The following is a 12,176-nucleotide window of genomic DNA, read 5'->3' on the forward strand; positions in this document are numbered from 1 at the left end:
TAAGTAATCCGAGAAATATCGATCAGGTCGTTTGGAGCGTGATGGTGAATACGGCACCTTCAGGGTCGTTATCGCTCACATCGATTGTGCCGCCGTAACTGTCAACGAGTTCCTTGACGAGGTAGAGTCCAAACCCGCTTCCGGGTGTTGCGAGTCCTTCGACGTCCTTCTCGACGATTCGCTGTTTTTCCTCGTCGGGGATTCCCGGACCGTTGTCCGCGACGCGGACTGCTACCGCTCCATCTCCGCGCTGTTCGACACTGACGGAGACGCGTGGAACGGCCTTATCGTTGTGTTGGACGGCGTTCGAGAGGACGTTTTCGAACACCTGCGGAAGTAAGTCGTCTGCAACCACTACCACGTCGGGTATCGGCCCGTCGGTGGTAATCATCACCTCGTCGTTGTCGTCGTCGAGACGTTCGAGTTCGCGCACCAGAATCTTCCCCAGCGGTTTCAGCTTTAACTCGTGGGATTCGCTGTCCACGATGGCTTTCGTGAACGACCGCATCGTTTCCACTAAATCTACCATCTCACCGACACGCTCCCGAACTGTCGTGAGGTGACTTCGGCCGGCATCGTCTACGAAGTCTTGGAGAATTTCCGAACGGGCACTGACGACGTTCAATCCGTTGAGGAGGTTGTGCCGGAGGATGCGGTTCATGAACTCCAGTCGCTTGCGCTCGCGGCGGAGTTCCCGTTCGCGCTGTTTTCGCTCGGTGATGTCCCGCCCCTCCGGAACGAGGAGTACGACCTCACCCCGTTCGTCCGTGACCGGCGTGATAGAGAAGTCCATGACGAACTCCTCTCCAGTATCTGGGTCTTCCCCTGTGACCTCGTACCGGACGAACTCACCTGTAGACGCCAATCTGATGGCATCTTTCATTTCATCGACGTTTTCTTGATTCGCGTCCCACCACGTCTCCTCCCAGAGGTGTTTGCCGACCAGTTTCTCCCGTTCAACTCCGGAAAACTCGATGGCGGCGTCGTTTACTTTCAGTACTGTCCCGTCGGGTTTCATCAACCCCATCAGCTGGAACGTCCGGTTGAAGACGGCGTCGAGGCGGCGTTCGCGCCGTTTTCGCTCGGTCATGTCTCGGATAACCTTGACGAAGCCGCGACACGACCCGTCTTCGTCTTTGAGCGCGGTGAGCGTCACGGACGCCCAAAACTGACTGCCATCCTTGCGGACCCGCCACCCTTCGTCTTTGCACTGCCCGTCTCGCCGCGCCGTTTCGAGCACTTCCGAGGGATGGCCGTCTTCGATCTCCGATTCGGTGTAAAACAGCGAGAAATGCTCTCCGAGCACTTCAGACTCTTTGTACCCCTCGATATCCTCGGCTCCCCGATTCCAACTGGCGATGTGCCCGTCAGCGTCGAGTCGGAAGATCGCGTACTCTTCGACGTCTTCGACGAACGTGCTGAACTCCTCGCGTCGGCGCTTCAGTTCGCGTTCCTCCTGCCGGCGTTCGACGGTGTCGATTGCATGCGTGACGGCGTCTCCGAGTTGTTGTAGCGACTCCGTCGGTCCGTCTTGGGTACCAAAAGCGCCCTTACGGTCCGAGTACAGGCAGAGCACGCCGTAGTTCGCGCCGCGATACTCCAACGGGACGCACGCGCACGCGTTGAACCCGTGTTCGAGAGCTTCCGCTCGCCACTGCTCCCAGCCGCTACTGTCCTCGATACTCGACGTGATCTGGACTTCGTTTTCGGCGGCGGCACATTTTGCAGGCCCTCGTCCGATCATCTTGTCATCCGGCAACTCCTCGACAGAGCCCTGTTCTGCACCTGCCCATGCTGACGGCTCGATGTCGTCGCCGTCCACGCGGCCGACCCAGACGAATCTCAGTGGCGTCGTCTCGATCAGGCGGTTGCAGACTAACTGTTCGATGTGGTCGCGCGAGACGGCGTTCTCGCTTGCGCTACTCACCTCGCTTATCACCTGTGTGAACGTTTCCAAGATGTCGAGACGGTCCTGCTGGCGTTCGAGACGTTCCTCACGCTTTCGCCGGTCGGTTACGTCCCGAAAGTAAACAGTGAGCCCGGTCTCCGACGGGTAGGCGCTCACCTCGAACCACTTGTCGAGGGGCGTATAGTACTCGGTGAACGTGACGGGGTCTTTCTCCTCGAACGCCCGTTCGTACTGTTCTTGGAACGTCGAGCCGATTGCGTCCGGAAACTCATCCCAGATGGTCTCTCCGATGAGTTCGTCGGCGTCGCGGTCCAGCAACTCCGTTGCCTTACTGTTCAGATATGTGAAATGGAATTCGGGATCGACAGCAAACACTGCGTCTGAAATCCGTTCGAGATGTTCGTAGATGTCCGCATCAAGTCGGTCTCCCCCGCGCCTCGTAGAGTCCTCCATTGTTTTTGTGGTATCTCCCATGGAATGTGTGCTCGCTTCGTCGTCGTCCGTCTGCAACTAGGGCTTCGCCCGCCCGCACCGCCGCGTACGGCCGGGGAGGTGTGAACGTGCAGACGTTGTTGTAGTGACTCTTTGGTCGGAACATATACTCCTTTCCCCATTTACCACTGACATGTTGGCAATCTTATCATGGTTGGTGTTTTCACATGACACAATATTCACCCCGATTGAGTCCCTATCGAACTGCTATGAGAAAGAACGAAATCGTCCACATTCACGCGCTCTTGGTACTCATCGCGGAGAAATTCGTCGGACAAGGACTCATCGAAGCCGAGGAGTTCGCGGAGTACCGGTTGCTCGGTACCTCGCCGATGTCGCTTCGTGCGCCGCGGGCGGACCACGAGGCGGCCGTCCGCCTCCTCGCCGACACCCTCTCGACGGCGGTTGAGCGATACGAAGCCGCGGATCACAGGGCTGACGGGAGCGGGCAGCGTCTTCGACACCCGTCGTCGCGTTCTACTAGCCGCCGCTGAGCCGTTCCGCACCCGAAGAGAACGAGGAACCTACAAGGCACCGCCCGACGACGTGCCCGTATGCGACTGCAGGACTACTGGGGGGTCGGTCCGAAGACGAGCGAACGACTCCGCGAGACGCTCGGCGTCGAACGGGCCGTCGAAGCCATCGAAGGTGCCGACATCAGAACGCTCGCTGACGCGGGTCTGCCTCGTGGGCGAGCGGTTCGTATTCTCCGTCGGGCCAACGGTGCGACCGGGATGGACGCGCTCGGGACCCGAGACGTTCACGAGGTGTACGACGACTTGTTGACGCTGGCCAGCGAGTACGCCGTCACTGACCACGCTTCCGACCGAATTCGCGTTCTTACGCCGTTAGAACACGTCGAAGCGCGAGAAGAGCGACTGGACGACGTGCTCGACGCGCGCGAGGCGTGGTCGTCACTCGACGAAGACGCGAAGACAGCCGTCCTCGACGCCTTCGACCGCTACGACGAGGCGGGCGGAACAGACCGTGCGGCCGTCGAAGCCGCCCTCTCGCTCCGTGAGGCGGGGCTTCGCGGGACGACGTTCGACGCCCTCGACGGCGTGGACGACGACGCACTCCGCGATGCCGCGGGTGCCCTCGGCTACGTCGAAAGCGATGGCTCTGTCGCGGCGGGCGCAGACGACGAACTCGACCGCCTTCGTGACAAACTCGATGCCGTCCGCGAACTGGAGAACGGCGCGCTGGACGTCCTCGAATCCGTTCGGTCGCGTGGCGTCCGCAGTCTCGATGAGTTCCAGTCGGCCTTCGTCGAGTACGTCGCCGAGGAGTCCGGTCTCCGACGGGGACGGATCGAAGCAGCGACGACAGGCGACGCCTACGACGAGGCGGACTTCGCTTCGACGACGCTCAGAACGCTGGTCGAAGAACTCGAAGCCGACGTGGATGCGCGAGAAGAGAGCGTCGCAGCGGATTTACGGGCAGACGTAGAAGCCGCCAGAGCGGACGTGGACGCCGCGGTCACCGCCGTCTCCGACATCGCCTTCGAGCTGTCACTCGGTCGATTCGCCGCGGAGTACGACCTCACGCGTCCGACGCTCGTTTCCGACGGCGTAGCCGTTGTCGGGGCACGGAATCTCACGCTCTCGGGCGACGTTGATCCAGTCTCGTACGCCGTCGGTGCGCACGAACTCGACAGTGGGACGCTCACTCCTCCCTCCGGCGACCGCGTCGCCGTCCTGACCGGTGCGAACTCCGGCGGGAAGACGACGCTTCTGGAGACGCTCTGTCAAGTGGTGTTGCTCGCGTCCATGGGTCTGCCCGTCCCCGCCGAGTCGGCAGAGGTCGGCGACTTCGACACGATTGTCTTCCATCGACGCCACGCGAGTTTCAACGCTGGCGTCCTCGAATCGACGTTGAAATCTATTGTCCCGCCGCTTGCCTCCGGCGGCCGAACGCTGATGCTCGTCGATGAGTTCGAAGCCATTACCGAACCCGGCCGGGCGGCGGACCTGTTGAACGGGCTCGTCTCGCTGACGGTGCGGCAGGACGCACTCGGCGTGTACGTGACCCACCTCGCGGACGAACTGAGTCCGCTCCCAGACGAGGCGCGCATCGACGGCATCTTCGCGGAGGGCTTGACAGAAGAGTTGGCGCTTCGCGTGGATTATCAACCGCGCTTTGGTACTGTTGGCAAGTCCACACCGGAGTTCATCGTCTCCCGTCTCGTCGCCAACGCACGCGACCGCGCCGAACGACAGGGATTCGAGGCGCTTGCGGCCGCAGTCGGCGAAGAGGCGATCCAGCAGACGTTATAAAGAACAAGGAGAATACCCGCGCCTTTAGGCGCGGGATGAATCCGACATTCTGACCGGAAATACACCGACGACATTCCAGCCGGATATTCCATGCCCGGTCGTTGGTTTTAATAATAACTCCCTCATAACGTGTTATAAGGCCAGTTCGATGCTGGAGACGACCCGCACCTACGTCGCCCGAATCACGAACCACCAGCAGGTTCGTGACGATCTCGACCAGTGCGGGTTCTCAGCCTCGAAACTGTGGAACGTCGGACGCTACTATATCCAAGGCCGATGGGATGAGGACGGTGAGATACCTGACGAAGCCGAACTGAAGTCGGAGTTGAAAGACCACGAACGCTACAGTGACCTGCATTCTCAGTCAAGTCAGCGAGTTCTCGAAGAACTTGCTGAGGCGTTCACTGGCTGGTACAACTCCGACGACGGCAACAACCCACCGGGCTACCGGAAATGTGGCGACGACCACCCGCGCTCCACCGTCACGTGGAAGAAACGGGCCATCAAGCACGACGACAAGCACGGCCAGCTCCGTCTCTCGAAAGGCTTCAACCTGAAAGACGGACGGTCTGACTTCATCCTCGCAGAGTACGAAACTCGACCCGACGTACAGGTGGAGAACATCCAACAAGTGCGTGGCGTCTGGAACGGCGACGAGTGGGTACTTCACCTCGTCTGCAAGGTCGAGATTCCAGTCGAGACCGCGCCGGGCGACAACACGGCGGGGATCGACCTCGGTATCAGCAACTACCTCGCCATCGACTACGAAGACGGGGCGAACGAACTGTATCCGGGGAACGTGCTGAAAGAGGACAAGCACTACTTCACCCGCGAGGAGTACCAGACCGAAGGCGAGAACAGCCCCTCAAAGCGTGCGCGGAAGGCTCGACAGAGACTCTCCCGACGCAAAGACCACTTCCTCCACACCCTCAGCAAACACATCGTTGAACGGTGTGTCGAAGAGGGTGTGGAGAAGATCGCAGTTGGCGACCTCAGTGACATACGCGAGGATGAGAACGGCGACTCGCGGAACTGGGGTGCGTCGGGAAACAAGAAACTCCACGGATGGGAGTTCGACCGCTTCACTCGCCTGCTCGAATACAAGGCCGAGGAACACGGCATCCTCGTTGACCGCGTAGACGAGGAGAACACGAGCAAGACGTGTTCGTGTTGCGGGAAGATCCGGGATAGTAACCGCATGGAGCGCGGGCTGTACGTCTGTTCGTCGTGTGAGACGACGATGAATGCGGACGTGAACGGTGCAGTGAACATCCGCAGAAGGATAACTCAGAGTCCCCCGACAGGGGATATGAGTAACGGCTGGTTGGCACAGCCCGGAGTCTTCCTGTTCGACCGCGAGAGCGGACGGTTCACACCGAGAGAACAAGGAGTCTGCAAACCGTAATATCCCAACGCTCGGGATTCCTCCGGCTGAAGCCGGAGGAGGATGTCAACTGACGTGACTGGCGACTAACGCATCTCCTTGAGACCGACGAACGCGTCGTGGTCGGCGGACAACCACGCCGACATCCGGTCAAGACAGTGGCTCCGGCGCGGATAGACCGTACACCGGTCGGGGCTGCCGTCGTACTGGACGACAACGCTGTGAAGTTCGTAGTCTCGGCCGTCGATTTCCCGAAACTGACTCGTTTCGGCGTCGGTCGTTGACCACGGTTCGGGTGAACCCTGTGGAGTGGCGGGTGAGTCGGACATGAGCGTCCTCATCTCGAACTCCTCCCCTCCAACACATAACCTCTGCTAAGTCAACTCAATAGTCTCTGAGTTGTATAATTAGACCTCTATATCGGGTAGACAGATATGTCCCTGTCTGTGAACGGGCATCTCCGTTCGTCGGGCGAGCTTTGACCCGGACGTTTTTCGGCATCCATCGCCGAGAGGTGGTATGTTCGAGAACCGCTCCGAACACCTTCCCGATAGACAACCGTTCAAGGGGTACGGAGCGGCCGTCGTTGCGGGACCTGATCGAACCCTCATCTTCGTCAGCGGATACGGCACCGAGAACCGCGTTTTCGCCCCCAAAGACGGCGGTGGTGTCTCCGACGTGACGCCGGACGCGCTCGCGGACCGGACCGGGCACGCGCTGGGGGTCGTCGCCGCCGATATTGACGCCGACGGTGTCGAGGAAGTGTACGTCCACAACACCGACACCTACGGTGGTATCGCCTCGGAGCGAGACCGACTGTTCGACCCGACACCGAACGGATGGCGCGACATCTTTGCACTTCCCGTCAACGACGGGCGCGATAACGTCCGCGCGGGGCGGTCTGTCGCCGCCGTTGACCGTCTCGGAACGGGCCGATACGGCTTGCTTTTGGCTTGCTACGGTGCACCCATGCGGTTCTACGAACTCGGGGACAACGGCGAGGTAACTGACATGGCCGCAGAGATTGGCATCGACTTTCTCACCGGTGCCCGTTCGCTCGTTCCCGGTCCGATCGTTACGGAGCGAACGGACGTGTTCGTCGGCAACGAGCGCGGACCGAACTATCTCCTGCGTAACGAACGCGGGCACTTCTCCGATGTCGCCCCCAATTTCGGTCTCGAAGCGCCGGGCGAACACGCCCGCGGCGTCGCCCTCGTAGACCCCGACGGCGACGGCCAGTTCGACCTCGTCATCGGAAACTGGGAGGGACCGAACCACATCCTCGAACGCCGGGGCAGTGAGTTCGTGGACGTTGCGCCCGATGAGTGGATGGCCCCGTCACGCACCCGGACAGTTCTCGCTGCCGATTTCGATAACGACGGGTCCTGTGAGGTGTTTTCCAACGTGATGGGTGCTCCGAACCGACTGCTCCGCCGCCGAGAGGGTGCGTGGGTCGCCTGCGACCCCGGTGCGGCGACCGAACCGCGCGGTCTCGGAACTGGCGCAACCGTCTGTGATATGGACGGCGATGGGACGTTGGAACTGCTCGTCGTCCACGGCGAACTCGACTCACAACCGCTGTCACTGTACGCTGTCCGGAACGAGAACGCGTGGCTCCGGATTCGTCCGCTGACCGAACACCGCGCGCCCGCCCGTAACGCCGTCGTGACACTCCGAACCGACCGTGACACGCAGACGCGTCTGATCTGCGGCGGGTCGGGCTATCTCTGCCAGACCGAACCAGTCGCACACTTCGGTCTCGGCGGCGACACTGCGCCGTTTTCGACGCCCCGAACGGTCACGGTTCGCTGGCCCGACGGGCGTGCGCGAACTGTTGAGGCACCCGAACCGGAGTCGGAACTCACGATCACGCATCCAGCGAACCGAAACTGACCGCTGGGCGGCCGATGAGTCGGAGTTGACGCCCGCCCCAACGACTACGACGCGCGAGGCAAGTTCCGCCACCTGAGTCGGAGTGAAGTGCGTTCGGCTGTTTTCATCGTGGAGAGATGGTAGACCCGACCTCTAACCTCGGGGAGGATATCGACGAATCCGACGCCCCGTCGTGTTCGAACTGCGATGAACCGATTATCCAATCCGCGACGCACCGCGTCGTCACGTGGGTCGAAGACGAACAGGTCAAATATCGGCACTTCTGTTCGGACGACTGCCGCGACGAGTACGGTGAGTAATTACCCGTGGGAGGATGTCAGTCCACGGACGACCAGAACCGATCCACGCCGAACCGGAGCATGTCCGAACTGACCGGCGAGAACTCTTCTCGCTCGCTCTCGGGGAGGTACTCGCGGACGCTGTTCCACGAGTCTCGTGCGTAGCGTGCATCGACCAACGCACGGATGCCGACTTCCTCACTACCGCGGATGACGCGCCCGATCGTTTGTCGGGCTTTCCTGACGGCCGGGACGGTGAGAGCAGCCTCAAATCCATCGCGTGACGCTGACGCGCCCCGCGGGCTCCCGCTCGAATCGCTCGCAGGAACGTTCCCGAACTCCCGGTCGTACGCTGTTTTCACGGCCCGCGTTCGCGGACTCGACGTGTTGATGATGGGGACGCCGCAGACGACGGCGGCCGAGAGCCTGTCGCCGCGATAATCTACGCCTTCGGTGAGCGTTCCGCGCAGACTCGTCACAAGCACTTTCTCCTCGCCGCCGAAGAAGTCGGCTTTCAGGCGTTCTGTCGCGCCGTCGTCGGAAGATTCGTCTAAGAGCACAGTCTTTGACAGTCGAGTGTCGAGTTCCCCCGCCATCCACTCGGCCTCGGCGTAACTCGGCATCCCGACGAGAACGTTGCCCGGCGACCGGGAGATCTCGGCGCAGGCGTCCACGTACGCCCGTCGCGTCTCGTTGTCTTCGCCCGGTGCCCCGCGATTTTCGTAGGTGAATTTGGGAACGTCTACGGCGAACGACGCGCGATTCTCCTCGGGGAATCCGAGTCCGTACGTCCGTTCGACCACGGGCCGTCCGTCGGCTTCGAGCGCATTCAGGCCCGATACCTCGCGGAATACGTCGAGTGGCTCCAACGTCGCGGACATGAGAACGCCCCCGCCGAACTCGCCCAGTTGCTCGGCGATGGCGTCGCCGGGGAGACAGTTGTGAAGTGCGAGATGCGCGTTGTACGCTCGTCGCCACGAGTTCTCTCGCGCCGTCTCGTCCCACGTCCGGTCGAGTTCGATTTCGCGGAAGAACGACGTATGATCTGTGCGCGCCCAGTTTGCAAGCATCCGCCCGACGGCGGGCGCGGCGCGGCGTTTGTCCTCGTCTTCGGCACTGTTCAGAATACGGGCGGCGACGGCACCGACCGTTTCGGCGCGCACCCATGCCCCCTCGTCGTATCCTTCCGATTCCGCCCACTCTGTCAACTCGTCCGTGGCGGGCTCTTCGGGGTCGCGGAGCGGTATCTCGTCGTCCTCCAGTCGCGTCAGATCGGCACGCCAGTCCGGCATCGTCCGGTCTAAGTACGCCGTCACTCGCCGGTCGAGTTCCTCGCGCACGTCCCGAACGAAGTCGCGTGTCTCCTTCAGTTCTCGAAGCATCACGTCGGCGTCTTCGAGTTCGCCGCGGACGAGTTCGGCGTCCTCGGTCCCCTTCCCGCTGTCGTCGAACTCGACGGGCTGGATGACGCGCGTGAGTTCGTTCTCCGCGTCGCGCAGGGTGGCGTCGCCGACGCCGTCACTGACGAGTTCGCGGACGCGCGGTTCGAGCATGTGCGCCTCGTCGCAGACGACGAATGTGGAGTCGTCTGCGAGTGCGCCCGTGAACGATCCGACGGTAGTTGGGTCGAACGCGTGGTAGTAGTTGCCGACGACGACTTCGACGTGCGGCAGCACGGCACCCATCACGGAGTGCGGACAGGTGCCGTAGCCCGCCGACAGGCGAACAAGCTCCTCGGTATCGACGAGACCCAACTCGGTCACGTCGAACGGAACGGCTTCTATCGGGTCGCCATCCTCGGGTAAGTCGTCCAGAAACGTCGCGTAGAACGGACAGTACTCGGTGTCCTCGTACTCGGTCGTTTCGGGGAGGTACGGCGTCGGCTCGCCCGCTGTCTCAAGATAGGTCGGCCCGCCGCCAGACGAACCGGTGTCGAGGAGGCCGGTCTGTGCGGCGCGCGCCTCTTTCACAAGCTTGCCTGTTGAGGTGAGGCCGCCATCACCGACGAGATTTCGCGTCCGTTCTCGCAAACCCTCACAGCGGTCGTAGACGGTGGTGTCGTCGATTCCGGCGACGTTCTCTCGACTGTACGGACACACATCGGACTTTCCGACTAACGTCAATCCAGAGACTGGGTTCCAATCCTCGGGCAGATTCTCGTTGATCGTTCGCAGATCCTTCTCGAACTGCCTGAGTTGTTGCTTGACGCTCGTCAGGACGAACACTCGCTCGTAGTCGGAGTCCGGGTCGCGGACCCTGTCGATTCCGGCCGTGAGCGCGAGCATCGTCTTTCCAGTCCCGCACGCTCCCTCCACGACGAGGAAGCCGTCGTCCTCGGCGGCGTCAATCGCCGCTTCGATGCCGTCGGCTTGTTCGGGGTAGGGTTCGGGGTGGCCGAACACGGCCTGCCAGTTCACGGATTTCACTCCCGCCGCGGTAGTCATAGGGATGTCGGTGATGGCCGCGCTTCAGTATTTGAACGTTCGTTCGGTGTCGCTCTTCGGGATGGTTACGTTCGTCCCGATACCGTCAGTCCACCCCGCCTCTCTGGAGTGAGCTACGGTAGATCCCGCGGCGTCTTCGCTTCCGGGCGAACCGGTCACGGTCGATTCGGGAACATCGAACGGCCGGGAGGCGGCCGACGCCGCAGCGTACGCGTTCAGCCCCTCTTCTCGACTCGTTTGTTCGAGAATGTACTCGGTTTGGGCGGGCGTGAGGTTGCCCTGCGAGGCGACGAGTGCGGCCGCACCGCCGACGAACGGCGTCGCAGCCGAGGTCCCGTAGAACGCGCCGCTGGAGTCGGTTTCGACCCCATCGGGTGCCGAGAGATCGACTGTCCCGTCCGCACCGAGCGAACTGTACGACCGGACACTTCCGTTCGGCCCGAGTGCGCCGACGGTGATGATACCTTTCCCGGTGGTCGGAGCGACGACGCTTCCTCTCGGATCAGTGTTCGACAGCCGATGTCGCGCCGAGAATAACTGTACCGTTCCCGGGTCAGCGATGCCGCTGCGTGCGTAGATGGCGACGTAGTAGTGTCCTTCAGGAACGACGACGTCTATCGCCTCCATACCGCCGTACGACCGTCGAACTGACTTCGCAACGACCGGGTCGTCGGACCCCGGTAGGTCGCGGTACAGATACAGATCGTAGTCGGCAGGGGAGTCCCACTGGGCGCGGATCGACACCTGCCCCGAGATGGGACCAGTACCGAGAGCGTTGGCCTGTCCATCGTCGGAGAAGTTGACCCATCCCGATTCGGTGCCGGTGCCGGACCAGTGGTGTCCGGCGTAGTTTCCGGCAGAGGTGACATAGATAACGTCGTGGTCGATGGCGTACTGCGCCGTCTGCGACAGGTTCGCGGAGGCACTCATGGTCTTGGGGAAGTAACTTCCAGAGTCTACGATAACGTCAACGTCGTGTTCGATCAACCAGCGGACTGCCTCGTGATATCGCTCGGGCGTCGGTTCCGAGCCGATGGCGGCGAGGTAGAGTTCTGACTTGGGAGCGGTACTGGTAACGATTTCACCAACGGCGGTGCCGTGGGACGTATCTCTGTGAGACCGCCGCCGTCCACCGAATCGTCTGTCGTCAGCGACGTGACTCGCGATTGTCTTGGCGTCGGTGTCGAACGACTTGCCCACGATGCCGACGGTGACGCCTTCTCCTGTGATGCCGTTCGTGTGTGCCTCGAACGCACCGACAGATCGGAGGGCGTCGTACTGATCCACTACGTTGATTCGTTTGCGGATTCGCTCTCTTGCGCGCGCCTCACGCCCTTCGGGAGCATCCGCCGTAGCCGACGTGTCTATCGTCGGCACGTCATCACCCGTCGTCGGGTCGATAGTACCGCCGGTGAGGAAGACACTCACCGGTACTGCGGTCGATATGAGCAGAAGAACGGTCACGACCACGACTGTCGCCTGTCCGCGAGGATGCCTCAT

Annotated in this window: 9 protein-coding genes; 5 read left to right on the plus strand and 4 right to left on the minus strand. The window is 61.7% G+C overall.

All coding sequences use genetic code 11. The features are described from left to right. Window positions 1-22: 22 nt before the first annotated feature. Window positions 23-2,362 carry a sensor histidine kinase gene (locus HBOR_RS09025; RefSeq protein ID WP_006057104.1) on the minus strand — a complete coding sequence of 780 codons (2,340 nt, stop codon included), beginning with the start codon at window positions 2,360-2,362 and terminating at the stop codon, window positions 23-25. A gap of 248 nt (window positions 2,363-2,610) precedes the next feature. On the opposite strand from HBOR_RS09025, the gene HBOR_RS09030 reads away from it, so the two are divergent. The 3 genes from HBOR_RS09030 (at window position 2,611) to HBOR_RS09040 (ending at window position 6,082) form a co-directional block, all read left to right on the plus strand. Beyond that, window positions 2,611-2,895: a UPF0058 family protein gene (locus HBOR_RS09030; RefSeq protein WP_006057103.1), complete on the plus strand. Its 285-nt coding sequence runs from the start codon at window positions 2,611-2,613 to the stop codon at window positions 2,893-2,895. A gap of 60 nt (window positions 2,896-2,955) precedes the next feature. Further along, window positions 2,956-4,677: a MutS-related protein gene (locus HBOR_RS09035; protein ID WP_006057102.1), complete on the plus strand. Its 1,722-nt coding sequence runs from the start codon at window positions 2,956-2,958 to the stop codon at window positions 4,675-4,677. A 148-nt stretch (window positions 4,678-4,825) separates the two neighbouring features. Then, window positions 4,826-6,082 carry an RNA-guided endonuclease InsQ/TnpB family protein gene (locus HBOR_RS09040; protein WP_006057101.1) on the plus strand — a complete coding sequence of 419 codons (1,257 nt, stop codon included), beginning with the start codon at window positions 4,826-4,828 and terminating at the stop codon, window positions 6,080-6,082. Between the two features lie 65 nt (window positions 6,083-6,147). Here HBOR_RS09040 and HBOR_RS09045 read toward each other — a convergent pair whose 3' ends face one another. Beyond that, complete coding sequence (locus HBOR_RS09045; protein WP_241432435.1) at window positions 6,148-6,402, minus strand: DUF7511 domain-containing protein; 255 nt, start codon at window positions 6,400-6,402, stop codon at window positions 6,148-6,150. Window positions 6,403-6,580: 178 nt separating this feature from the next. Between HBOR_RS09045 and HBOR_RS09050 the strand changes: the two genes are divergently transcribed. Both HBOR_RS09050 and HBOR_RS09055 read left to right on the plus strand, forming a co-directional pair. After that, the gene (locus HBOR_RS09050) at window positions 6,581-7,954 is read left to right on the plus strand and encodes a CRTAC1 family protein (RefSeq protein WP_006057099.1); all 1,374 of its coding nucleotides are present in this window, start codon (window positions 6,581-6,583) and stop codon (window positions 7,952-7,954) included. A 116-nt stretch (window positions 7,955-8,070) separates the two neighbouring features. After that, on the plus strand, window positions 8,071-8,253 hold the full coding sequence (locus HBOR_RS09055) for a DUF7576 family protein (RefSeq protein WP_006057098.1): 183 nt from the start codon (window positions 8,071-8,073) through the stop codon (window positions 8,251-8,253). A gap of 17 nt (window positions 8,254-8,270) precedes the next feature. Here the strand turns inward: HBOR_RS09055 and HBOR_RS09060 are convergent, their stop codons facing one another. Beyond that, window positions 8,271-10,676, minus strand: coding sequence for an ATP-dependent DNA helicase (locus HBOR_RS09060; RefSeq protein ID WP_006057097.1), 2,406 nt, complete (start codon window positions 10,674-10,676; stop codon window positions 8,271-8,273). Window positions 10,677-10,700: 24 nt separating this feature from the next. Further along, window positions 10,701-12,176 carry a S8 family serine peptidase gene (locus HBOR_RS09065; RefSeq protein ID WP_241432434.1) on the minus strand — a complete coding sequence of 492 codons (1,476 nt, stop codon included), beginning with the start codon at window positions 12,174-12,176 and terminating at the stop codon, window positions 10,701-10,703.

This window comes from Halogeometricum borinquense DSM 11551 (assembly GCF_000172995.2).
Taxonomy (GTDB): domain Archaea; phylum Halobacteriota; class Halobacteria; order Halobacteriales; family Haloferacaceae; genus Halogeometricum; species Halogeometricum borinquense.